At 60.3% G+C, this 22,258-nt stretch carries 21 protein-coding genes and 1 pseudogene; 10 read left to right on the top strand and 12 right to left on the bottom strand.

Features of this window, described 5'->3' with window-relative positions:
* Window positions 1-163 precede the first annotated feature (163 nt).
* From CDO35_RS03415 to CDO35_RS03400, 4 genes are all read right to left on the bottom strand, one after another.
* Complete coding sequence (locus CDO35_RS03415; RefSeq protein WP_099522577.1) at window positions 164-1,465, bottom strand: NAD(P)/FAD-dependent oxidoreductase; 1,302 nt, start codon at window positions 1,463-1,465, stop codon at window positions 164-166.
* A 63-nt stretch (window positions 1,466-1,528) separates the two neighbouring features.
* The gene (locus CDO35_RS03410) at window positions 1,529-1,702 is read right to left on the bottom strand and encodes a DUF3094 family protein (protein ID WP_099522576.1); all 174 of its coding nucleotides are present in this window, start codon (window positions 1,700-1,702) and stop codon (window positions 1,529-1,531) included.
* A gap of 24 nt (window positions 1,703-1,726) precedes the next feature.
* Entirely contained in the window at window positions 1,727-2,275 is a 549-nt protein-coding gene (locus tag CDO35_RS03405) for an MOSC domain-containing protein (protein WP_099522575.1), read from the bottom strand.
* Window positions 2,272-2,901 carry a DUF1780 domain-containing protein gene (locus CDO35_RS03400; RefSeq protein WP_099522574.1) on the bottom strand — a complete coding sequence of 210 codons (630 nt, stop codon included), beginning with the start codon at window positions 2,899-2,901 and terminating at the stop codon, window positions 2,272-2,274. The genes CDO35_RS03405 and CDO35_RS03400 overlap by 4 nt, the downstream gene beginning before the upstream one ends.
* Window positions 2,902-3,098: 197 nt before the next feature.
* On the opposite strand from CDO35_RS03400, the gene CDO35_RS03395 reads away from it, so the two are divergent.
* Together CDO35_RS03395 and CDO35_RS03390 are read left to right on the top strand one after the other, a co-directional pair.
* Window positions 3,099-3,788, top strand: coding sequence for an energy-coupling factor ABC transporter permease (locus CDO35_RS03395; RefSeq protein ID WP_099522573.1), 690 nt, complete (start codon window positions 3,099-3,101; stop codon window positions 3,786-3,788).
* A 106-nt stretch (window positions 3,789-3,894) separates the two neighbouring features.
* A complete protein-coding gene (locus tag CDO35_RS03390) occupies window positions 3,895-4,110 on the top strand; it encodes a hypothetical protein (RefSeq protein WP_099522572.1) in 216 nt (71 codons plus the stop codon).
* 66 nt (window positions 4,111-4,176) lie between these two features.
* On the opposite strand, the gene yacG is transcribed toward CDO35_RS03390, so the two are convergent.
* The 5 genes from yacG to pilB form a co-directional block, all read right to left on the bottom strand.
* Entirely contained in the window at window positions 4,177-4,371 is a 195-nt protein-coding gene (gene yacG / locus CDO35_RS03385; protein ID WP_099522571.1) for a DNA gyrase inhibitor YacG, read from the bottom strand.
* Window positions 4,368-4,976: a dephospho-CoA kinase gene (coaE, locus tag CDO35_RS03380; RefSeq protein WP_099522570.1), complete on the bottom strand. Its 609-nt coding sequence runs from the start codon at window positions 4,974-4,976 to the stop codon at window positions 4,368-4,370. Before coaE ends, yacG begins: the two co-directional genes overlap by 4 nt.
* Window positions 4,977-5,153: 177 nt before the next feature.
* A complete protein-coding gene (locus tag CDO35_RS03375) occupies window positions 5,154-6,023 on the bottom strand; it encodes a prepilin peptidase (RefSeq protein ID WP_143507300.1) in 870 nt (289 codons plus the stop codon).
* Entirely contained in the window at window positions 6,024-7,241 is a 1,218-nt protein-coding gene (locus tag CDO35_RS03370; protein WP_099522569.1) for a type II secretion system F family protein, read from the bottom strand. It abuts the gene before it with no gap.
* Window positions 7,242-7,243: 2 nt separating this feature from the next.
* Window positions 7,244-8,947, bottom strand: a complete 1,704-nt coding sequence (gene pilB / locus CDO35_RS03365) for a type IV-A pilus assembly ATPase PilB (protein ID WP_099522568.1) — start codon at window positions 8,945-8,947, stop codon at window positions 7,244-7,246.
* Between the two features lie 225 nt (window positions 8,948-9,172).
* On the opposite strand from pilB, the gene CDO35_RS03360 reads away from it, so the two are divergent.
* Together CDO35_RS03360 and CDO35_RS23160 are read left to right on the top strand one after the other, a co-directional pair.
* On the top strand, window positions 9,173-9,646 hold the full coding sequence (locus CDO35_RS03360) for a pilin (protein WP_099522567.1): 474 nt from the start codon (window positions 9,173-9,175) through the stop codon (window positions 9,644-9,646).
* 151 nt (window positions 9,647-9,797) lie between these two features.
* The gene (locus CDO35_RS23160) at window positions 9,798-10,316 is read left to right on the top strand and encodes a pilin (protein WP_425048523.1); all 519 of its coding nucleotides are present in this window, start codon (window positions 9,798-9,800) and stop codon (window positions 10,314-10,316) included.
* A 184-nt stretch (window positions 10,317-10,500) separates the two neighbouring features.
* Here the strand turns inward: CDO35_RS23160 and nadC are convergent, their stop codons facing one another.
* A complete protein-coding gene (nadC, locus tag CDO35_RS03350; RefSeq protein WP_099522565.1) occupies window positions 10,501-11,349 on the bottom strand; it encodes a carboxylating nicotinate-nucleotide diphosphorylase in 849 nt (282 codons plus the stop codon).
* 422 nt (window positions 11,350-11,771) lie between these two features.
* Between nadC and CDO35_RS03345 the strand changes: the two genes are divergently transcribed.
* From CDO35_RS03345 to CDO35_RS23150, 5 genes and pseudogenes are all read left to right on the top strand, one after another.
* A complete protein-coding gene (locus CDO35_RS03345) occupies window positions 11,772-14,075 on the top strand; it encodes a DUF1631 domain-containing protein (protein WP_099522564.1) in 2,304 nt (767 codons plus the stop codon).
* A 226-nt stretch (window positions 14,076-14,301) separates the two neighbouring features.
* Window positions 14,302-14,853, top strand: a complete 552-nt coding sequence (gene ampD, locus CDO35_RS03340) for a 1,6-anhydro-N-acetylmuramyl-L-alanine amidase AmpD (protein ID WP_099522563.1) — start codon at window positions 14,302-14,304, stop codon at window positions 14,851-14,853.
* Window positions 14,854-14,855: 2 nt separating this feature from the next.
* Window positions 14,856-15,689 (top strand): regulatory signaling modulator protein AmpE, encoded by an 834-nt coding sequence (ampE, locus tag CDO35_RS03335; protein WP_099522562.1) that lies wholly within the window; start codon window positions 14,856-14,858, stop codon window positions 15,687-15,689.
* A 389-nt stretch (window positions 15,690-16,078) separates the two neighbouring features.
* Window positions 16,079-17,221, top strand: a pseudogene (locus CDO35_RS23155) (HAMP domain-containing protein); the annotation flags it as partial.
* 141 nt (window positions 17,222-17,362) lie between these two features.
* Complete coding sequence (locus CDO35_RS23150; RefSeq protein ID WP_372237955.1) at window positions 17,363-18,076, top strand: methyl-accepting chemotaxis protein; 714 nt, start codon at window positions 17,363-17,365, stop codon at window positions 18,074-18,076.
* Between the two features lie 81 nt (window positions 18,077-18,157).
* On the opposite strand, the gene CDO35_RS03325 is transcribed toward CDO35_RS23150, so the two are convergent.
* Window positions 18,158-18,937, bottom strand: coding sequence for a TatD family hydrolase (locus CDO35_RS03325; RefSeq protein ID WP_099522560.1), 780 nt, complete (start codon window positions 18,935-18,937; stop codon window positions 18,158-18,160).
* Between the two features lie 136 nt (window positions 18,938-19,073).
* Between CDO35_RS03325 and CDO35_RS03320 the strand changes: the two genes are divergently transcribed.
* Window positions 19,074-21,128 carry an AsmA family protein gene (locus CDO35_RS03320; protein ID WP_099522559.1) on the top strand — a complete coding sequence of 685 codons (2,055 nt, stop codon included), beginning with the start codon at window positions 19,074-19,076 and terminating at the stop codon, window positions 21,126-21,128.
* An 82-nt stretch (window positions 21,129-21,210) separates the two neighbouring features.
* Here CDO35_RS03320 and cra read toward each other — a convergent pair whose 3' ends face one another.
* The gene (cra, locus tag CDO35_RS03315) at window positions 21,211-22,197 is read right to left on the bottom strand and encodes a catabolite repressor/activator (RefSeq protein WP_099522558.1); all 987 of its coding nucleotides are present in this window, start codon (window positions 22,195-22,197) and stop codon (window positions 21,211-21,213) included.
* Window positions 22,198-22,258 lie beyond the last annotated feature (61 nt).

Raw genomic sequence — 22,258 nt, 5'->3', positions numbered from 1 at the left:
TTCTGGAGTGGGGATGTCAGGTAGTTGCCGAACCTGTGGCGCGGCTGAAGGCGGGGCGTTGCCGTGTCATTGCGTATTCATGCGCGATGCCTCGAATGGGCAGATGTTGGCGAGCAGGACGCTCGCCAACGACTGGGGCGTCCGTGCCCCAGTATAGACAGCTTCAGTGCAGCTTGAGACGTGGCTCGGTACTGCGTCCGATGCGGTCGCTGAGCATCAGCAGCAGGGTACGTGGGACGCCATACAGAGCCATCTGGTGCATGCGGTAGAGCGACACGTAGAACACTCGCGCCAGCCAGCCTTCGAGCATGACGCTGCCGGTCAGGTTGCCCATCAGGTTGCCGACTGCAGAGAAACTCGACAGCGAGATCAGCGAGCCGTAGTCGCGATAGCGGTATTCCGGCAGCGGCTGGGCGCTGATCTTCAAACGTAGCGATTTGGCCAGCAGCGACGCCTGTTGGTGTGCGGCCTGGGCGCGGGGCGGCACGTTGCGGCCCTCGGTGCCCGGCTGCGGGCAGGCTGCGCAGTCGCCAAAGGCGAATACGTCGTCATCGAGGGTCGTTTGCAGGGTCGGACGCACCTGCAGCTGATTGATACGGTTGCTCTCCAGTCCGTCGAGCTCCTTGAGAAAACCGGGGGCGCGAATGCCGGCCGCCCAGACTTTCAGACTGGCCGGGATGAAGTTGCCGTCGGCGGTTTTCAGGCCTTGGGCAGTCACTTCACTGACGGCGGCGCCGGTCAGTACGGTGACGCCGAGCTTCTCCAGGGTCTGATGTACCGGCCGTGCGATGCGCTCGGGCAGGGCTGGCAGTACACGCGGCCCGGCCTCGATCAGGGTGATGCGCATGTCTTCGGGGCGAATGCGATTGAGGCCATAGGCAGCCAGTTGTTTGGCAGCGTGGTGCAGTTCTGCAGCCAGCTCGACACCAGTGGCACCGGCACCGACGATAGCGATATCGATCTTCGAGCCGTCTTCGCTCTCGCTGGCATGCGCGCGCAGGTAGTGGCTGAGCATGCGCCGGTGGAAGCGTTCGGCCTGCGCGCGGGTGTCGAGGAAAATGCAGTGCTCAGCGGCGCCGGGCGTGCCGAAGTCATTGGTGGTGCTGCCGACAGCGATCACCAGGCTGTCATAACTGATGCTGCGCTCAGGCATCAGCACCTGGCCGTCGTCATCCAGCGTCGGTGCCAGGGTGATGCTCTTGCCGGCGCGGTCCAGGCCGGACATGCGGCCGAGCTGAAACTCGAAATGGTTCCACTTGGCCTGGGCCACGTAGTTCAGTTCGTCTTCCGAGGAGTTCAGCGAGCCGGCGGCCACTTCGTGCAGCAGGGGCTTCCAGATGTGGGTGAGGTTGGCGTCGACCAGAATGATCCGGGCAGCGCCACTCTTGCCCAGTTTTCTACCAAGGCGGGTGGCCAGCTCCAAACCGCCGGCGCCGCCGCCGACAATCACGATGCGATGGGACATGGATATTGCTCACAAGGCTTTGAAAAATGCGGTGTGAGTGCGAGAGGGCGAGCGCAAGGCAGCTCATAGCACCAGTCGACTCAGAAGGCGGCTCAGCAGGCCCAGGCCAATGGTCACGACCAGGACCACCGCCAGCAGACGCCAAACACGAAACGGTTGACGTTCGACCTGATGCTGCGGTGCGCTCAGGTATTGGTCGACTTTCTGTTGGTCTTCGGGGCTCAGGCGACTGGTCATGGGTGGGCCTCTGATTGAATGCGGCTATTCTAGGCGTGCCCGCCAGCCTTGGCGAGCGTCGTTGTCCTGCGGGTCAGATATCGTTTCGAGGGTTTCCACGCTCACGGCGTCCTCCAGGCGGATGATGCCGCCCTCGATCACGCGAGCGGTGATACCGCCATGGCCACGCATGGCCTGGAAGGTGCCGCGCCCGAGACGCTCCTCAAGACGGGTGCAGGGTTGGCACCAGCCGGTGGTCTCCAGCAGTGCCGGGCCGATGCGAAAACGCCGGCCCTTGAGGCTGAACAGATTGATGCCGGCAACCGCGATATTGCGGCGCAGCTCGCTGGGTAGCATGGGCGCGTCGCGGCCGAGCAGGGCGGCAACCACGGCCAGGTGCTCCCACTGAATCAGCGTGACCTGCCGCGCATTGCGTGGCCCGGGGCGGCTGTGATCACCCGTCAGGCCGGCGTCGCGTCGGGCTTCCACGGCGTCGACTTCGAGCATCGCCTCGCGCGCCTTGGGGCGAACCCCTATCCAGCGTACCTGGCCGACCTGCGGCACCTCGGCGAGCAATTCCTGCAAGGGGCTCATAGACCGATTCCTATGTCGAACAGCAGGCTGCGCCCGAGGTTGTGCCGCAGAAAATCCGGCGCGTCCGGGTGAGCGAACAGCACGCGGGCGAAGCGCGGGCCAACCAGCGACAGCGAGCGCCAGCCCTGGCGCAGATATTCGGTGGGCGGCGGGAAGTGGCTGTTGCAGTCGAGCACGGAGCGCTTGAGGCTGACGAAGGCGACCAGATCGAGTTCGCCGAGGTCGATGCCACGCTCGCGATAGTTATGCGCCTTCTTGCGCAAGGTCGGCGCCAGACGCGCCTGCATTTCGCTGGCGGGAATGCGTTTGGGGCGCGCTTCGCGGCGTACCAGCTGGCTCAGGGAAAAGGCGCTGCGGCGACGCTCCAGTTCGGCGCGCCACTCGTCATTGAGGCGCCGGCCTTCATCGAGCACGAAAAACACTTCGAAATTGGCATCGCGAAACAGCACGTCCGGTGGCTCCTGGCCACTGGGTGTAAAGTCGTCGCTGTGATGGCGCACGTTCAAGGCCTGCAGCAGGCGCTGACAAACCCAGCGCTCACGCTCCCATTTCTTCGCGTTGGAGAGGAAGGCATTGGCCTGTTCGGCCTGGTGCGTGAGTAAGCGCAGATAATCGGAATCGTCCATGACCACAGCTTAGCCGTAGCGCTTACCCGCATGCCAGTGCTGCAACTCCAGTCGTTCCAGTGAGCGTGGAAATCCAGCAGGGTTTCGTTGGCTGTTGTCGATCAATGGCAGGGCAACTGCTCTGCCGGCAAAATCAAATCCGAGTACCGGTGTAGACTGCCGGGCATGGCGATGAATGAAGGAGAGGGTGTTCGCGCATGATCGCTTCCAACCTGCTGGCGTTCTCCACCTTGTTGGTCGGCTGGCTGGTCTACGGGCTAGCTCTGCTCTGGGCGGTGGCGCGGGCGCCCTGGGTCGAGCTGTTCAGTGATCTACGCCGCCAGCATCTGCTGTTCGGCACCATGCTCGCGCTGTTCCTGCTTTGGCTGGTGCGCCGCGATTTCGACTCCGGGCTTTCCTATCACTTCATCGGTATGACTGCCGTGACCCTGCTACTCGACTGGCCACTTGCCGTGCTGGCCGGCCTGGCGGCGCAGCTTGGCCTGCTGGCTATCGGCCGTATGGACCTGGCTTCGCTCGGCGTCAACGGCGTGTTGCTGGTGCTGACCCCCATCCTGATTACCGAGCTGTGCGCGCTGCGTGTGGAGCGCGCGCAGCCGCGCAACCTGTTCGTCTACATCTTCTTCTGCGGGTTCTTCCCGGCAGCATTGGCGACCCTGATGACCTTGCTCGGCGGTCTCGCGCTGTTGTGGATGGACGGGCTGTTCCCCATGCCGCCCTGGCTGGACGACTTTGCCGGCTACCTGTGGCTGGTGGCGTTCCCCGAAGCCTTCATCAACGGCACCATCGTCACCGCGTTGGTGGTGTTCTACCCGGACTGGTTGGAAACCTTCAACCGCAGCCGCTACCTGCAGGTGCCCTGGAAGGAGAGTGATCGTGGCGAGTGAATGACGCCGTATTGGCCGATTGAATGGCGGCGAGCGGATTGATCCCCGTCAATATCCGAAACGGGCCTGCCGCCATGCTGTGAGAAACGCCTCCGAGGGACTCGATATGAGTGTTCACAGCTGGGCAAGAAACGTTGTTCAGGACGACTTGCATGACGCCGAAGTGCAGGGTCATGAGCCTATCGTGGCATTGCGCGCGCTGCTGTCGGAGGTCGTGCAGCGGAGCAGGGCGCTGCGTGATCCCCAAGAGCTGGCGCACGAACTGCAGTTTCTCGCCGACAACCTCGATGATGACCGCGACTACGCTTTTATGCGCCCCTGAGAACCGTAGGGTGCGCTATGCGTTTCCAGGCGTGACTGCAGGAGCGGCTTTAGCTGCGATTGCTCGTCAATGCGGCCGCGTTGGCAGATCGCCACTGAACATCTCGTCTTCCAGGTCATTGCCGGGAATCGCATGTTCTTCGGCGGCCCAGGCACCCAGGTCGATCAGCTTGCAACGCTCGCAGCAGAACGGACGATAGATGCTCTCGGTTTTCCACTCGACGGGCGCACCGCAGGTGGGACATTGAACGGTCGTGGTCATGGTTGGCCTCCGCGCAGGGTCAGATAGAAGTTGTGCAGGCGCTCGACCTCCGCGTCCAGCCAAACCCTGTCTCGATCATTGACCAGTACGTCGTGGGCATGGCGCAGGCGCTCTTCGCGGCTGGCCTGAGCCTGCATGATGGCGCGAACCTGTTCTTCCGAACTCTGGTCGCGTGCGATGGTGCGCTGCACCTGCAACTCGGCCGGTGTGTCGACGACCAATATACGTTGGGTCATCTGCCGTTGACCGGACTCGACCAGCAGTGGCGACACCAGAATCGCATAGGGCGATTCTGCGCGCGCCAACACCTGCACGATCTCCTGGCCGATCAGTGGGTGCAGCAGGCTTTCCAGCCAGCGGCGCTGCTCGGGGGCGGCAAATATCAGCTTGCGCAGCGCGGCGCGGTCCAGCTCGCCGTTGGCTTGCAGTACACCTGCACCGAAGTGCTCGACGATCCTGGTCAGCGCTGGTCGGCCTGGCTCAACCACCCAGCGCGCAGCATGATCGGCGTCCACCACGTGCACGCCGCGCTCGATAAAGCCTTGCGCCACCGCGCTCTTGCCGCTGCCAATGCCGCCAGTCAGGCCGAGTATCCAGGGTTTCATGACGCCAATGCAGCCTCGTTATTGCTCAAGGCCGCGATTGTAGGGGGGATTGCTGGATGATGCGAACCGCGTGTGCCGCGATCCGTCATCCCCGCGAAGGTGGGGACCCAGCTCGTGGAGTCAGGATAACTCCTGGACTCCCGCCTTCGCGGCAGTGACGAGTGTCGCTGGATTAGCTCAAAACCCAGCGAACTTCAGATAACTGCCGGTAATCACATCGCCCCACAGCAGGGCGATCCACCCGGCAATCGCCAGATAAGGGCCGAAGGGAATCGGTGTGCCGGAATCACTGCCACGCATGCGCAGCATGATTACCCCCAGCACCGCCCCGACCAGCGACGACAGCAGAATGGTCAACGGCAGAATCTGCCAGCCACCCCAGGCACCGAGCATCGCTAGCAGCTTGAAGTCGCCATAACCCATGCCCTCCTTGCCGGTGATCAGCTTGAACAGCCAATACACCGACCACAGGCTCAAATAGCCGGCAATCGCCCCCCACAGGGCATCTTCCAGGCTGGTGAACAACCCTAAGTAATTGACGATCAAGCCCAGCCAAAGCAACGGCAGCACCAGCACATCCGGCAGGATCTGGTGGTCGGCATCGATCAAGCTCATCGCCAGCAGTCCCCAAGCCAGCACCAGCATCGCCCCGGCCTGCCAGGTGAAACCGAAATGCCAGGCGACGTAAGCGGAAAGCAGGCCACAGGCCAGTTCGACGATGGGGTAACGTTTGCTGATAGGGGTTTTGCAGTTCGAACACTTGCCGCGCAGGAACAGATAGCTCATGACTGGGATGTTCTCCCAAGGGCGAATCTCATGGCCACATTGCGGGCAGCAAGAATTGGGCAGGAAAAGGTTGAAGGTTTCTGCTGCTGGTGCTGGCGGCAACTCCAGCACCTCGCGAGCCTGGTTCTGCCAGTCGCGTTGCAGCATCAGAGGTAGACGGTAAACCACGACGTTGAGGAAGCTGCCCACCAGCAAACCTAGCAACAAAGCACACAAAACAAAGGCCAGCACATGGCTGGCCAGAAAGTCGAACGCAAGCATTTAGACGACGGCGCCCAATTGGAAGATTGGCAGGTACATGGCGATGATCAGGCCGCCGACCAGTACGCCCAGAACGGACATGATGATGGGCTCCATCAGGCTGGTTAGGCCGTCGACCATATTGTCCACTTCTTCTTCGTAGAAGCTGGCGACTTTGTCCAGCATCTCATCCAATGAGCCGGACTCTTCACCAATGGCAGTCATTTGTATTGCCATCGACGGGAAGGTGCCCGTGGTGCGCATTGAAAAATTTAGTTGCATGCCGGTAGATACATCGGCCTTGATCTTGTTGGTTGCGTTCTTGAACACTACGTTGCCGGTAGCGCCGGATACCGAGTCGAGAGCGTCTACCAGCGGTACGCCGGCAGCGAACGTTGTTGACAGAGTACGCGCAAAACGGGCTACGGCGGACTTATACAAAATATCGCCGACTATCGGCAGCTTCAGAACTCCACGATCAACCGCATCCCTGAACTTTTGCGAACGCTTAAGGCCTTCCTTGAAGGAGAAACCGATCACCAGCAGAGCGACTAGCACAACAAACCACCATGTCTGAAGTGCTTGTGAAATACCGATAACCATTTGTGTAAAGGCTGGTAGTTCGGCTCCAAAACTGGCAAAGACAGATTCGAATTGCGGAACCACCTTAATCAGCAAAATTGCAGACACGATAACTGCTACCACGATTACCGCGATGGGGTAATTCATCGCTTTCTTGATCTTGGCCTTCAGTGCTTCGGTTTTTTCTTTATAGGTAGCGATCCGGTCCAGTAGGTTTTCCAGGGCGCCGGCTTGCTCGCCGGACTCCACCAGATTGCAGTAGAGCTCATCGAAGTATTCCGGCTTCTTGCGCAGCGAGGTGGCGAAGCTGTTACCTGCTGCCACTTCCTGTTTAACCTCATCGACCAGTTTGCGCATATTGGGGTTGTCAAAGCCCTCGCCGATGATGTCGAAGGACTGTAGTAGCGGTACACCGGCCTTCATCATGGTCGCCATCTGCCGGGTAAACAGGGCGATATCCATGGGCTTGATCTTTTTGCCTTTGCCAAAGGACAGTGAAGACTGCTTGCGTACTTTGGTCGGGTTAATGCCCTGTTTGCGCAGTTGCGCTTTGATCAGCGCCGGGTTTTGCCCATTGATCACGCCGGAGACGACCGCACCGCGTCTGTCTTTACCTTCCCATTTGAATGCGCTGGTTTTTAGAGCTTTTTCGGCCATGGTTAATCCTTGGTCACGCGGTTGACTTCCTCAAGGCTGGTAACCCCTTGCATGGCCTTGAGCAAAGCGGAGGTGCGCAGGTCATTAAAGCCGTCTTTACGCATCTGCGCGGAAATATCGATGGAGTTGCCTTCTTCCATGATAATCCGCTGCAGGTTAGGCGTGTTTTTAACCACTTCATAAATACCGACGCGGCCCTTGTAACCGCCCTTGCAATTTTCACAGCCCACCGGACCATAAATCTTGAAGTTGCCGATCTTGTCTTCGGGGAAGCCTTCGGCCAGCAAGGTCTCACGCGGTACGTTGACTTCCTTCTTGCAACTGCTGCACAGCTTGCGCGCCAGGCGCTGGGCGATGATCAGGTTGACCGAGGTGGCGATGTTGAAGGATGGCACACCCATATTGCGCAGGCGGGTCAGGGTTTCCGCGGCGCTGTTGGTGTGAAGGGTGGACATCACCATATGCCCGGTCTGCGCGGCCTTGACGGCAATGGAGGCCGTGTCCAGGTCTCGGATCTCACCGACCATGATGATATCCGGGTCCTGACGCAGAAAGGCGCGCAGCGCCTGGGTGAAATCCATGCCCTGCTTGGGGTTGACGTTGACCTGGTTGATGCCCTCCAGGTTGATCTCCACCGGGTCTTCCGCGGTGGAGATATTCACATCAGGTGTATTGAGAATGTTAAGGCCGGTATAGAGCGATACGGTTTTGCCCGAGCCGGTGGGGCCTGTGACGAGAATCATGCCCTGGGGCTGTTTGAGGGCAGACATATACAGTTCTTTCTGTTCCTCCTCGTAGCCCAGTGCGTCGATGCCCATCTGGGCGCTGGTAGGGTCGAGAATTCGCATCACGATCTTCTCGCCCCACAGCGTGGGCAGGGTGTTGACGCGAAAATCGATGGCCTTGGTCTTGGAGATCTTCATCTTGATCCGGCCGTCCTGCGGCTTGCGCCGCTCGGAGATATCCAATGCAGCCATGACCTTGAGGCGGGCGGAAATTCTTGGGGCGAGCTGGATGGGAGGGCGTGCCGCCTCATGCAGAATGCCGTCGGTGCGAAAACGCACTCGATAGTTCTTTTCGTAGGGTTCGAAGTGCAGGTCCGATGAGCCTCCCTTGATGGCATCCAGCAGCATCTTGTTGACGAAACGCACTACAGGCGCATCGTCAGCATCGGCGCCACCATCTCCGGTGGGCTTGTCATCGTCCACGGCCTGCACATCCAGGCCGTCGAGATCAACATCGGCCAGGTCTTCCATGCCGCTATTGGCCGAGTCGAAGAACTTGTCGATAGCATCGCCGAGTTTGTCGTCTTCGACCAAGATTGCTTCTGTGGTCAGGCCGGTGCTGAACTGCACATCGGTTACAGCTTGGTGGTTGGAGGGGTCGGAGAGGCCGACGAACAGCTTGTTGCCACGGCGCCATAGCGGCAGCACACGGTGCTGCCTTACCAGTTTCTCGCTGATCAGATCACGTGGCTGGCTTTCCTTGTCGAGGGTGTTGAGGTCGAGAAAGGAAACGCCGAACTGCTCCGAGGCCAGTTCTGCCAGGGCACGGCTCTTTACCAGCTTGTTCTGCACCAGGTAAGTAACCAGCGACAGTTTGTTGCGCTGGGCCTGTAGTTGCGCTTGTTGAGCTGCTTTTTCGTCCAGCAACTCGGCCAGTACCATCTGCTTGGCCAGGCCGGAGAGGGATACGCTTTCGTTCATCGGGGGCTCCACACACAATGCCTGCCTTATAGCCTAGATGCTGTCGCGTGCCAAACCGCGTTTTTTCAGGTGACGAAAAAGGTCAGTTTGTGTCGGTGTAGGTTGTGATCGGGATGACGTTGGTTCGTTGAGTGGCGCTATCTGGTTGGATTGAAAAGGTTGGCACGCTGGCTGCATTGTAGCTCTCAGGTCGCTGGACCTATCCATTTCTAGGAGAGTTAACGAATGAAAGCTCAAGCACAAAAGGGTTTTACCCTGATCGAACTGATGATCGTGGTCGCCATCATCGGTATCCTGGCTGCCATCGCCATCCCGCAGTACCAAACCTACACCGCCAAGTCCCAGGTTTCCCGTGTAATGTCCGAGTCGGGTCAGCTGCGTACCGCTATCGAGGCGTGCATCAATGACGGCCGTCTGACCGTGGGTGATGGTCCGGGTGAGTGTGACCCGGGTGCGACTGGTTCTAACCTGCTGACCGGTGGCAACAGCCAAGTTTCTGGTACTCCGGCTACTGGTACTGGTACCCCGACAGTGCCGGGAACTCTGACTACTACATCGACTATTGAGGCTGAATTCGGCAACAACGCGGCTGCAGCTCTGACCGGTGCTACTCTTACTTGGACTCGTACCGCTGATGGTTCGTGGACTTGCGCGACTGACGTCGAAGATAACTTCAAGCCCGCAGGTTGCACCAACTAATTACAGCTGGGCCCTGTTGCACTGTAGGGATTTGCCCCTAGTGTAAATTCGGGTTTGTGTGTATTTATATAAGGCACCCCGATTTATTCGGGGTGTTTTATTATGTGGTCCTGGTTTTATGAAATAGTGCTTTGGTTTTTTGCTGCTGGTCGTGGTTTGTCAAGAGTGCTCATGGTTGGTGGTGCGCTGCTGCGTTAATTGGTGTTGGTTCGTGGCGGGCGTGAGGAGGTGGGGTGTGAAATGCAGTAAGGGTTTTACTCTCATAGAGGTTATGATTGTTGTTGCGATAATTGGTGTGCTCGCGGCAATAGCAATTCCTCAATATCAAGAGTACGTAATTGGTACTCAAGTGCGAAGGGCATATACAGAGGTGGCGGCTTACAAAGCGCCAGTAGAGGAGTCGTTGGTGCGAGGGCGGAGTATTATAACTAATGCGCAGTTGGGGTATGCGCAGTCAAACCTTACTGAGGCGGCCGTTGGCGATATAGCCAGCTTCTTGGCCGATGGTTCGGGTGTGATTGAGGTGACTCTAGGTGGGAATGTAAATCCTAGAGTGGCGGGGGCGCGCATTTCTATTTTTCGAAGCGCTGAAGGGACGTGGGCTTGTGCGATAGATGGCGCGGCGGCCAGTGGGTGGAAAAATACATATATGCCGCCAGGTTGTTACTAGTTATATATATGTTGTGACTGCTGTTCTGGTTTCATGTGTCATTATTTAATTCGATGGTGCCTTCTTTGGATTTGGATTAACGGATTAAGTGAGTGATTTTCTCTCTTGTGCTGCGGGTGCTTAGTTTAAGAGTGTTTCGCTCAATTTAAATTTTACTAGGGCGAAATTTCGGTCGAGTTGTAGCTTACAACGCCAACCGCATCGACAAATCCACCGCCTTCACATCCTTGGTCAGCGTCCCTAGCGAGATGTAATCCACGCCGGTCTCAGCTATCACACGCAAGGTGCTGTCATTGATCCCGCCCGAGGCTTCGAGCTTGGCGCGGCCGGCGGTGAGTCTTACGGCTTCGCGCATGTCTTCCAGTGATAGTTCGTCGAGCATGACGATATCGGCTCCTGCTTCCAGTGCTTGGCGCAGTTCTTCCAGGCTTTCCACTTCGACTTCCACTGGCTTGCCCGGGGCGATCTGGTGGGCGGTGCTGATGGCCTGGGCGATGCCGCCGCACGCGGCGATGTGGTTTTCCTTTATAAGGAAGGCGTCGTACAAACCGATACGGTGGTTATGGCATCCGCCGCAGGTCACTGCATATTTCTGCGCCAGGCGCAGACCGGGTAGAGTCTTGCGGGTGTCGAGCAGTTTGACCTGGGTGCCTTCCACAATATCGGCGTAGTGGCGGCAGCGGGTCGCGACGGCTGACAGGGTCTGCAGAAAGTTCAGTGCGCTGCGCTCGCCGCTGAGCAGGGCGCGAGCCGGGCCTTCGAGGCGGAACAGGGTCTGGTCGGCGCTGACCTTGTCGCCATCCTTTACCTGCCAATGCACCGCGACACGCGGGTCGAGTTGGCGAAATACCGCATCGACCCATGCCGTGCCGCAGATAACCGCCGCCTCGCGGGTGATGATCCGGGCGCTGGCCAGGCGCTCGGCCGGAATCAGCTGGGCCGTGATGTCGCCGCTGCCAATGTCTTCGGCCAGGGCGCGGCGGACGTTGGCTTCGATTTCACTGCTGAGGTCGGCGAGGGTCAGGTTGGGCATGGTCGGCTCCGGTGTAGTCGAGCCGCGATTATAGAGGCAGGTGGTTGCAGGGCAATGCTCCATCGCGGCGCTGGGCCTTTTGTCGTTCTGCAGAATTGATCAGGCACTTTTATATGTTGCCGCTGCTCTTAATGACGAGAGTGCCCCCTTGGCCCGACTATCGGTGCAGCGCCGAAGGCCTGTCAGAGTTAGGCTGTGGGGGTGCGAATGTGGTGTATTGGTCGTCGTCCGAAGATGGCGTGTGGCTATCTGTGATCTGGGTCATGTCTGTGGGAAAAATTGGCTTGGTATGGCGCGCAGCCTCCCTATAATGGCTTTACTTTTTTCATTATTGACGCCAGGCCTTTGACGTTAGGGACGACGCTCGGTTGACGCTGTGCAGACCAGGAAGCTCGGGTTCGAGCAGTCTGCGGGAGACTAGAATGAAGACCGACGCGAACGTGGTGCACCTGAACAAGGCCACCGCAGAGCAATCGCCAACTTCGCCGGTAGGAAGACTGCCCGTGGCGCTGATTCAGGTGCGTGACAAAGCGGCGCAACAGCTCAAGCAGAACCTGCAGAGCCTGTTCGACAATGCTGACGATACCCTCTTCGAGATGGCGGATCGGGCGACCAGTAATGCCGAGCAGAATGCTTTCTTCGAGGCCATGCGCGACCTGCGGCTCAAGCGTAAGAACATCGAGCGCGGCTTTCTGCAGAAGGTGTTCGAGTCTTTCTCCAATCTCAACCAGTACGAAATTGGCAAACCTCAGCCCACGCTGGATGCCGTGTCGTTCGATAGCCTGAGCCTGGTGCAGAACGACGAACTGGAAGAAACCGTGGCGCTGGACGCCATGGTGGCCAAGGTGATGAGCCGAGACGCTGTTGCGTTGGGCCATCTCACCACACGCCTCAATGCGGTGATCAGCAAGAAGCTGGACGACAAGAGCAACCCGCTCGGCCCGACCCTGCTCAGTGAATACTTCCTCGACGCCTGCAGCAGCCTGGGCGTGGAGATCAAGGTCAAGCTGATCATCCTCAAACTGTTCGAAAAGTACGTGCTCGGCAGCTGCGACATGCTTTATGCCGAGGCCAATCAGGCGCTGGTCAGCGCGGGCGTGTTGCCTGAGCTGAAGTCCGCGCCGCCGCGTCGTCAACAGCGCCCGGCAGCTTCCGCTTACAGCCAGTCCTCCGGCGAGGAAGGCATGCCGTTGCTCGAAGGCGCCGATCAGGGCGTGCAGGAAGTGTTCGGTGCGCTGCAGGATCTGCTCTCGCAAGTACGCGGCACATCAATGCCGCGCCGCACTCAGACAGCCGATGCGCTGCCGATCACCAGCAACGACCTGATGCGCCTGCTATCGCACATGCAGCAGCGTGCTCCGGCACAGGTCAACGTCGAAGATTTCGATCTCCGTGACCAGCTCGAACGATTGCTCGAACGTGCCAGTGCCAAAAGTGGCAAGGCGCGAGTGGTTGGTGAGGTCGATGAAGATGTGATCAATCTGGTGTCGATGCTGTTCGAGTTCATTCTCGATGATCGCACCCTGCCGGATTCGCTCAAGGCACTGATTGGCCGTCTGCAGATCCCGATGCTCAAGGTTGCGGTGCTGGACAAGACTTTCTTCAGCCGTGGCAGCCATCCGGCTCGTCGCTTGCTCAACGAGATCGCCTCTGCCGCGTTGGGTTGGGTCGATCAGGACGATGCCCAGCGTGACAGCCTCTATCAGAAGATCGAGCAGGTGGTTCAGCGCCTGCTGAACGATTTCGCCGATGATCCGGCGATCTTCTCCGAACTGCTGGCCGAGTTCATGGCGTTCACCGGCGATGAGCGCCGTCGCAGCGAGTTGCTCGAACAGCGTACCCGCGATGCCGAGGAAGGCAGCGCTAAGGCCGAGCTGGCCCGCCGCCAGGTCGAGCAGGCACTGAATGAGCGTTTGCTTGGCAAGACGCTGCCGGAAGTGGTGGTGCGGCTGCTGCAGGAAGCCTGGAGCAAGGTGCTGATGCTGACCTGCCTCAAGCACGGCGTGGACTCGGACGAGTGGCAGGCTGCGTTGCAGACCATGGATGATCTGGTCTGGAGTGTCGCCCCGCATGAAGATCCAGAGGCGCGTCTGCGTTTGCTGGAGTTGGTGCCTGGCTTGCTCAAGGCACTGCGCGAAGGCATGGCCAGTGCGGCGTTCGATCCGTTCTCTACCAGCGAATTCTTCAGCCAATTGGAAGTGCTGCATGTACAGGCCTTCCAGCGCTTCAAACGCGCGGCCCCTGAAGCCGAAACGGCCGTGCCCGAAGATGTTGCGCACACCGATCTGAGTGAAGCGGGCGTCGAGTTGCCGCTGCTGGAGCTGCCGGCAGCCGAAGAGAAGGTCGAGGATGCCCCGGCGATGGTCGAGGTGGTCGAAGAGATCATTCTGCTCGCGCCCGGTCAGACCCGTCCGCAGGAGCCGGACGTGGTGCTCCCGGACGACGACGAGGCGCTGCTGCAGGTGGACAGCCTGCGTGTGGGTAGCTGGGTGGAAATTCAGGAAGATGAAGAGCACAAGTTGCGCTGCAAGCTGGCGGCCATCATCAAGCCCACTGGCAAGTACGTGTTCGTCAATCGCACTGGCATGAAGGTGCTGGAGAAGACGCGCAACGCGCTGGCGGTGGAATTCCGCCGCAACGCTGTGCGCCTGCTCGACGATGCGTTGCTGTTCGACCGTGCCCTGGAGTCGGTCATCGGTAACTTGCGCAAGCTCAAGCACAGCTGATTCGTTGCCAGGAGCGTTCGCCCCTGGCAACGGCTTGATTTGTAGGAGCCCCGCCCCGGGGCGAAGCTTTACAAGTCTTCCGATGTGTTCGCTATCGATTCGCCGTGAGGCGCGACTCCTACAGTCGTGATTCTCGATTTTCCCGCCTTTGCACATCCTGTTGCGGCCTCGCGCTTGGCCGCCGTAGCCACCTGCTCTAGAGTGGTGGCTCGTTCAGGAGCATTCCATGCAGCTCGACCCCTCAACCGGCTGGTTTCAGGGCATCCCTCACTGCCCATCGCCGAATTTCAATGTTCGCCCCAGTGGCGAAATTTCCCTGTTGGTGGTGCACAACATCAGCCTGCCACCCGGGCAGTTCGGTACTGGTAAGGTGCAGGCGTTCTTTCAGAACCGCTTGCCGGTGGATGAACATCCTTTCTTCGCCGAGATCGCGTCCTTACAGGTTTCCGCGCATTTCTTCATCGAGCGTGATGGCGGGCTGACGCAGTTCGTCTCCTGTCTGGATCGTGCCTGGCACGCCGGGGTTTCCTGGTTCGAGGGGCGCGACAACTGCAACGATTTTTCGCTGGGTGTGGAGCTGGAAGGGACGGATGATCTGCCTTATACCGACGCTCAATACGCCAGGTTGGCCGAGCTGACGCGGCAGTTGCTGGACGCTTACCCCGCGCTGTCGACGCAGCGCATCCGCGGCCACAACGATATCGCGCCTGGGCGCAAGACTGATCCGGGGGCCGCGTTCGACTGGGCGCGTCTGCACGCCGAATTGAAGGAGAGGTAGCAATGAGTTTTCTGGTGATTCTGCTGGTGCTGTGGGTCGAGAAGTTTTCCGCCTGGCGTCTGCGCATCCAGCAGGACGGCCCCTGGTTGGCGCAACTGCAGCGCCTGCAGCAAGGCGGCCTTCAGCAGGCTCCGTGGCTGTGCTTGGCCGTTCTGGTGCTGTTGCCGGTGTTGGCGTTGGGCCTGGTATTGCTGATCCTCAAACCGCTGGCATACGGCTGGCTGGCTTTGCCGGTGCATTTGCTGGTGCTGATTTACAGCCTGGGGCGTGGTGATCTGCTCGCAGCCCTGGGGCCGTTTCGCGACGCCTGGCGGCGCGGTGATGGTCAGGCCGCTTACCACGTGGCCGAACGTGACCTTTCGTTGCAGCCGGAGGAGGGCACCGAGCTACTGCAACAGGTCCAGGGGCATCTGCTGTGGCAGGCCTATCAAAGCTTCTTTGCGGTGATCTTCTGGTATCTGCTGTTGGGCCCCATGGCCGCGCTGGCCTATCGCCTGTTGGCGATGAGTGCAGAGCATGCGCAGCAACCGGCTCTGCGTGAGCGCGCCGTGCAACTGCGCCACGCTTTCGATTGGCTGCCGGCGCGGGTGCTGGCTTCCAGTTTCGCCCTAGTCGGCAATTTTGTCGCTGTCAGCCGCGCCTTGCTGCATGAGCTGCTGAGCTGGGACATTTCTGCCGCGCAACTGGTGGTCAAGGCTGGGCGAGCCGCTGGTGAGATGCCGCCGCCAGTGATGGGTGAGGAGGGTGTCGATACCCTGGATCAGCTGTGGCAACTGCTGATCCGCGCTGCGGTGGTCTGGTATGCCGGTTACGCGGTTTGGGTGTTATTCATCTAGAGATCGTACCCACGCGGTTTACAGGGCGGGGGCAACCTGCTGTCACGCACAGTGGCGGGTTGCTCCCGCCCTTTGTCCTTCTGTAATTCCAGTGACGAACTACGCTTACTCTTGAGCAGGGAGTTAAGGGTGCTGCGCGCGTTTAACCTTAAGTTACAGAGACGCGTGTCGATAAGGCGTATAAGGAGGCGGTAGTCGACCCTGTTTGGTGATTTTCGTCACATTTGTCTGCCTGTATTTGCCGCATAGCTCGGCGAACCCAGGTCGGTCGACACAGGGCGCCGTGATCAGTCCGTAAGAGGCTCGGCGGCGATCCAAGCAATACCTATAACAATAATGGCAACTGGAGACGTCTAGTGAAGACCGTGTTGTATCCGGCCATCGCGCTGATGAATCGCCTCAGCTTCGGTATGAAGTTCAGCCTGATCAGCGTTCTATTCTTCCTGCCCATGCTCGTCACCAACTTCTATCTGGTGCGCGACTCCTATCGACAGTTCGTTGGTACCCAGACCGCCCTGGAAAGCCTCGAGCTACTTGGCAGCAGCTTGCAGCTGCGGCGTGATCTTGAAAGCCTCAATGATCTGGTCCAGATCAACTCGATGATTGGTCAGTCCGGTCAGGCGGGGGATCTGGAGGGGCGTATAGATCAATTGCAGCAGTCGCTCAGTGCCGGCCTGCAAGGACTGCAGCCAGTGACCAGCGATGCCGAGCAGGAAGCGGAGTTCATCGCCAAGCGCGACGAATTGCTGGCCGAGCTGAAGAGCGCAGAGGCCGAGACTTCTTTGCAGAGCAAGACGGTCATCGTCGAGAAGCTGCTGGGCTCGTCCCAGGTCTTCATCAAGCTGGTGGCCAGCCAGGCGGGACTAAGCCAGGACCCGCAGCGTCAGGTGCGGCAGATTACCGAGCTGATCACCAACGTCACCCCGCAGGTCACCGATGTGCTCAGTCAAGGCCGTGCTATCGGCGCCTATTCCCTGGGGCAGGGGTTTCTCAACTCGGCAGCCAGCACCAAGTTCGATGACCTGTTGTTGCAACTGGAGAAGCTACACGCCGAGTACGGCTTGAGCCTGCAGGAGGCATTGGCCGGTAACGTTGCCGCGCAGAACGGCCTGGGTGGCCTTGCCGAAGCCAGTCGCCAGAGCCTGAAGGACAGTGGCGTGCTGTTCGAGGATCAGGTGATCATCGCCGACAGTCTGGATACGCCCTGGGCGCAGTTCTACGATCAGGTCAGCCAGGAAATGGCCAAGACCTACGCCTTCAACGACGGCCTGCTGGCCTTCCTCGATAGCCAGCTGAGCGAGCGTCTGACCGAGAACCGTGCGCAGATGGTGTTGCTGGTGGTGGCGCTGGTCGTGGTGTTCCTGTTGATCGTCTACCTCTACAGCGGCTTCTACGTGTCCACCCGCTCGACCCTGAAAACCTTGGGTCAGGTGATGGACAGGGTTGCCTCAGGCGATATGACGGTCAACTTCCAGGCGCAGAGCCGCGATGAGCTGGGCGAACTGGGGCAGGTGTTCAACCAGACCGTGGTGCGCATCCATGACCTGATCGAGCGCGTTGGGCAGACGGTGGGCGAGGTCGGTGGGCAGGCTGATCGTGTCGAGCTGGTTTCGGGCGAGAGCAATCAGGCGGTGGCCGGGCAGCGTGCACAGATCGAGCAGGTGGCAACGGCGATGAACCAGATGTCCGCCACTGCCCAGGAGGTGGCGCGCAGTGCCGCTGCTGCGGTGGGTAGCGCGCAGAGCGTGAATCAGGAGACGGTCAGTGGCCGCGCGTTGGTCGAGCAGCAGGTCGGTGCAATCCAGCGTCTTGCCGGAGAAATCGACCAGTCGGTGGCGGTGATCAACCAGCTGGCCAGCGACAGTGCGGCGATCAGCCAAGTGCTCGATGTAATCAAGGGCATCGCCGAGCAGACCAACCTGTTGGCGCTCAATGCTGCCATCGAGGCGGCGCGGGCCGGCGAGCAGGGTCGTGGTTTCGCCGTGGTGGCTGATGAGGTGCGCAACCTGGCCAAGCGTACGCAGCAGTCCACCGAAGAGATCGAAGCGATGATCGCCAAGCTGCAAGGTGGCGTGGGGGCGGCGGTGAAGGCGATGAACGCCAGTCACCAGATGGCCGATGGCACGGTCAGTCAGTCGGCCAAGGTGCAGCAGGCGTTGGAGAACATCCTCGGCGCGGTGGGCATGATCGTCGATCAGAACCAGCAGATCGCTGCAGCGGCCGAGCAGCAGACGGCGGTGGCGCACGATATCGACCAGAATATCGTCGAGATCAACTATGCGGGGGAGCGTACCGCTGCCGGCGCCAGCCAGACCGAGCAGGCGAGCCGCGAGCTGAGCGAGCTGGTTACGCGTCTCAAGCAGTTGATCGGCGCGTTTCGCGTCTGATCGCTCCGTGGGAGGCGCTTCAGCGGCGGTGCTGTTGCAGTCGTCGCGGCTGAAGCCCCTCCTACAGGGGGCGGCCTGGCTTTAGTTCCAGCCGAACAACTCATCCGCATTACGGCTGCTGGCCGCCGCCAGTTCCTCGGCCGTCATACCGCGCAACGCTGCCAGCTCGGCACAGATTTCAGCCAGATATTCCGGGCTGTTGCGCTGGTTGGGGTGCATGGCCGGGGCCATGTCCGGCGAGTCGGTTTCCAGCACGATGGCCTCCACTGGCAACTGCGCCACCACCTTGCGCAGGCGATTGGCCTGCGGCCAGGTAGCGGCGCCGCCAAGACCGAGGCGAAAACCCAGCTTGATGTACTCGCGCGCTTCCTCGTAGCTACCGGCGAAGGCGTGGATGATGCCGCCGCGGGCCAGACGAAAGCGCTTGAGGGTGGCGATGGTCGCGGCATGGGCGCGGCGCACGTGCAGCAGAGCCGGCAGTTTGAAGTCGGCAGCAAGTTGTAGCTGCACTTCGAACAGCGCCTGCTGGCGCTGTCGATCCAACTGTTCCAGGTAATAGTCCAGACCGAACTCACCGACGGCGCACAACTTGTGGTGCCCAGCCAGTTTGCTCAGCCAGTCGCGCAGCTCAAGGAGATCCTGCGGACGATGTTCGTCCAGATAGACCGGATGCAGGCCGAAGGCTGCGTACAGGCTTTCATCTTCCTCGACCAGTTGCCACAGTCGCTGCCAGTTGGCCTGGTAGACGCCGAGCACCACCAGACGCTGCACGCCCAGTGCGCGGCTGCGTGTGAGCACTTCGTCGCGATCTGCGTCGAAGTCGGGGAAGTCGAGGTGGGTGTGGGTGTCGATCAGGCGCATCGGTCAGCTCACGATTGGGCGTTCAGAGTCGGCTATTTTCCCCTTTCCTGCCAGAGCGAGGGAGCGTTGGCTAATCTTTTCAGTCGTATGGATATGGACGAGTTTCACTCGGGCAGTGAAATAAGGAGGTCGCTGGGTGCACCAGTTACGCAAGCTGTTGGGCGCGTTGCTCGCCGTTTTTCTGCTGTTGGTGGCGGCACTGATGCTGTTTCTGGTGTTGTTCGACTGGAACCGGGCGCGGCCGCTGATCAACGAACAGGTTTCTGCGGCCTTGAACCGGCCGTTCGCCATCGAGGGTGACCTGCGTGTGGTTTGGCAGCGTGAGGCCGGACAACAGGGTTTGAGCGCTTGGGTGCCCTGGCCGCATTTTTCCGCCGAGCAGCTGCGCCTGGGTAATCCCGATTGGGCGCAGGGCGATACCTTCGTCAGCCTCGATAGCGTGCGCTTTCGCCTGTCTCCGCTACCGCTTCTATGGAAGACAGTGAGCATCCCCAGTATCGAACTTGGCGCGCCGGTCGCCGATCTGCAGCGCCTGGCAGATGGCCGCGCCAACTGGGTGTTCGACCTGGGTAAGGAGGAGGCCGACGATACTGATCAGCCCAGTCCCTGGACGTTGGATATCGGCACCATCGGCTTTGATCAGGGGCAGGTGAAGCTCGACGACAAGGTCAGCAATTCCCGGCTGGAGGCGATTATCCAGCCGCTGGGCGAGCCTGTTCCATTTGCCGATATCGTCGGCAAGAGCACAGCCGAGCGTCTGGCTGAGAGCAATGGCAATGCCCAGGATTACGCATTCGCCTGGCAGACCAAGGGCAGTTTCCGTGGTCAGCCACTGACCGGCAACGGCAAGGTGGGTGGCCTGCTGGCGCTGCATGACGCGTCGCAACCTTTCCCGCTGCAAGCCGACCTGCGCATTGGCGCGACTCGCATCGTACTGGCCGGCAGCCTGACCGATCCACAGAATCTAGGCGCTCTGGATCTGCGTTTGCGTCTGTCTGGCGCCAGCCTCGGTCACCTGTATCCGCTTACCGGCGTGACCTTACCGGATACTCCGCCGTACAGCACCGACGGTCGTTTGCAGGCCGACCTGCACGATGCCGATGGGGCAATCTTTCGCTACCTTGGTTTCAATGGCCAGATCGGTGACAGCGATATTCACGGTGATCTGACATTCGTGGCTCGCGAGCCGCGGCCGAAACTGTCCGGCCGGCTGACCTCCAACCAACTGCTGTTCAGTGACCTTGCACCCCTGATCGGCGCAGACTCCAGCGAGGACAAGCGCGAACGGGGCGAGCGGGACGTGCAGCCGGCGAACAAGGCGTTACCGGTTTCCGAGTTTCGTACCGACCGCTGGCGCGCGATGGACGCCGATGTGCGTTTCGTCGGTAAGCGCATCGTGCACAGCGAGCAGTTGCCGATCACTGATCTCGACACCCATGTGGTGCTCAATGATGGCGCGCTGAGTCTGGAGCCACTGCGTTTCGGCATGGCCGGCGGTGTGCTCGATTCGCAAATCCGCCTGAATGGCGCGACCACGCCGCTGCAGGGCCAGATGCGTCTACGTGCGCGAGATCTCAAGCTCAAGCAGTTGTTCCCCACCTTTGCGCCGATGCAGACCAGCTTCGGTGAGCTCAACGGTGATGCGCGCATCAGCGGTCGTGGCAATTCGGTGGCGGCGTTGCTTGGCGGTGCCGATGGCGAGCTGAAGATGTTGATCAATGATGGCGCGGTGAGTCGCGGGCTGATGGAAATCGCTGGTCTGAACGTCGGCAATTACCTGATAGGGCGGCTGTTCGGCGACGAGGATGTGAAGATCCATTGTGCGGCGGCCGATCTCGGCATCAAGCAGGGGCTGATGAGCACGCGACTGTTCGTCGTCGATACCGACAATGCGGTGATCAAGGTCGACGGCAGCGCCAACTTCGCCAGCGAGCGACTGGATTTCACCATCACGCCGTCGACCAAGGGCTTTCGTGTTTTTTCCCTGCGTTCGCCGCTCTATGTACGCGGCACGTTCAAGGAACCGTCGCCAGGTGTGCAGGCCACGCCGCTGGCGCTTCGTGGCGTTGGCCTGGTGGCGTTGGGTGTAGCGGTGGCGCCTGCGGCAGGGTTGTTGGCGCTGATAGCGCCCAGCTCGGGCGATGAGCCGAGCCAGTGCGAGCCGCTGCTGCAGAAGATTCAGGGTGGTTAGCAGACGGCATCGAAGCCAGAGGTAGGGTGCGCCGTGCGCACCGGTTTTTTCCGACAGTCGGTGCGTATGGCGCACCCTACTATCAGGTTCGGGCCTTGAAGCTGCGGCCGATGGCCTCGATGCCGGGCTGATAGTCGTTGTGTTCCACCGCCCGTAGTGCCCAGGTCAGTACGCGCTCGGCGATGCGTTCGTGCTGCTGGCTCATGGCATTGACCCGCAGTGGCAGAAAATCCAGCAACTGAGTGTCACCGAAGGTGGCCAGACGCACCGCGGGCCATTGCTCGCTGCCCTGTTCACGCAGGGCATCGAACACGCCTTCGAGCAGTACGTAGGCAGTGGTCAGCAAGGCATCCGGTGGGCCAACTTCATCCATCAGAGTCTTCATTTGCCGGTAGCCGCAGGCACGGCTGAACAGCTCGCCGTGGTAGACGCTGATGTGCCCGTCGAAACCCTTCAGTGCCGAATGAAAGCCGCGTTCGCGCGCCTGGCTGATGACCAGCTCTGCGCGGGCGCCGAGCAGGGCGATGTGCCTGGGTTTGGGTGTCAGCAGGCTTTCGGTCAGGGTACGTCCGGCCTGCTCATCATCGCTGACCACCGAGCGGATGTAGGTGGGCGATAGCGCGCGGTCCACGGCCACGACAGGCAGGCCGGCGGCGACGATGGTCGGATACAGCGGGTCGTCTGGTGGCAGGCAACTGGCGACGATCAGCGCCTCGCAGCGGCGTGAACGGAACAACTCGAGCAACTGCCGCTCGCTGTTCGGGTCGTCGTCGGAGCTGGCGATCAATAACTGGTAGCCGGCGGCGCGGGCTTTCTGTTCGAGCAGCTTGGCCAGGCGCGCATAACTGGGGTTCTCCAGGTCCGGCAGGATGAACCCCAGGCAGCGGCTTTGCCCGCGGCGCAGGCTGGCTGCCTGCTGGTCCGGGCGATAACCATGCTCCTCGACGACTGCCAAGACCTTGGCCACGGTCGCAGGGCTGATGCGCCGACGTTCGGCCTGACCGTTGATCACGTAGCTGGCGGTGGTCACCGAGACCTGAGCCAGGCGGGCGATGTCGCTGAGTTTCACGGGCGCAGCACCATACAGGTAAGGGATTTCGAGCGTGCAAGCGCGGCGAGTCTACACCGAC

This window comes from Pseudomonas sediminis (assembly GCF_002741105.1).
Taxonomy (GTDB): domain Bacteria; phylum Pseudomonadota; class Gammaproteobacteria; order Pseudomonadales; family Pseudomonadaceae; genus Aquipseudomonas; species Aquipseudomonas sediminis.
Note: the sequence above shows the minus strand (reverse complement) of the source record. Positions and strands in the feature narration are given on the sequence as shown.

Coding starts and splice junctions, on each gene's coding strand:
- CDO35_RS03415 (WP_099522577.1), bottom strand. CDS start 1,465: ATGTCCCATCGCATCGTGATTGTCGGCGGCGGCGCCGGCGGTTTGGAG.
- CDO35_RS03410 (WP_099522576.1), bottom strand. CDS start 1,702: ATGACCAGTCGCCTGAGCCCCGAAGACCAACAGAAAGTCGACCAATAC.
- CDO35_RS03405 (WP_099522575.1), bottom strand. CDS start 2,275: ATGAGCCCCTTGCAGGAATTGCTCGCCGAGGTGCCGCAGGTCGGCCAG.
- CDO35_RS03400 (WP_099522574.1), bottom strand. CDS start 2,901: ATGGACGATTCCGATTATCTGCGCTTACTCACGCACCAGGCCGAACAG.
- CDO35_RS03395 (WP_099522573.1), top strand. CDS start 3,099: ATGATCGCTTCCAACCTGCTGGCGTTCTCCACCTTGTTGGTCGGCTGG.
- CDO35_RS03390 (WP_099522572.1), top strand. CDS start 3,895: ATGAGTGTTCACAGCTGGGCAAGAAACGTTGTTCAGGACGACTTGCAT.
- yacG (WP_099522571.1), bottom strand. CDS start 4,371: ATGACCACGACCGTTCAATGTCCCACCTGCGGTGCGCCCGTCGAGTGG.
- coaE (WP_099522570.1), bottom strand. CDS start 4,976: ATGAAACCCTGGATACTCGGCCTGACTGGCGGCATTGGCAGCGGCAAG.
- CDO35_RS03375 (WP_143507300.1), bottom strand. CDS start 6,023: ATGCTTGCGTTCGACTTTCTGGCCAGCCATGTGCTGGCCTTTGTTTTG.
- CDO35_RS03370 (WP_099522569.1), bottom strand. CDS start 7,241: ATGGCCGAAAAAGCTCTAAAAACCAGCGCATTCAAATGGGAAGGTAAA.
- pilB (WP_099522568.1), bottom strand. CDS start 8,947: ATGAACGAAAGCGTATCCCTCTCCGGCCTGGCCAAGCAGATGGTACTG.
- CDO35_RS03360 (WP_099522567.1), top strand. CDS start 9,173: ATGAAAGCTCAAGCACAAAAGGGTTTTACCCTGATCGAACTGATGATC.
- nadC (WP_099522565.1), bottom strand. CDS start 11,349: ATGCCCAACCTGACCCTCGCCGACCTCAGCAGTGAAATCGAAGCCAAC.
- CDO35_RS03345 (WP_099522564.1), top strand. CDS start 11,772: ATGAAGACCGACGCGAACGTGGTGCACCTGAACAAGGCCACCGCAGAG.
- ampD (WP_099522563.1), top strand. CDS start 14,302: ATGCAGCTCGACCCCTCAACCGGCTGGTTTCAGGGCATCCCTCACTGC.
- ampE (WP_099522562.1), top strand. CDS start 14,856: ATGAGTTTTCTGGTGATTCTGCTGGTGCTGTGGGTCGAGAAGTTTTCC.
- CDO35_RS23150 (WP_372237955.1), top strand. CDS start 17,363: ATGAACCAGATGTCCGCCACTGCCCAGGAGGTGGCGCGCAGTGCCGCT.
- CDO35_RS03325 (WP_099522560.1), bottom strand. CDS start 18,937: ATGCGCCTGATCGACACCCACACCCACCTCGACTTCCCCGACTTCGAC.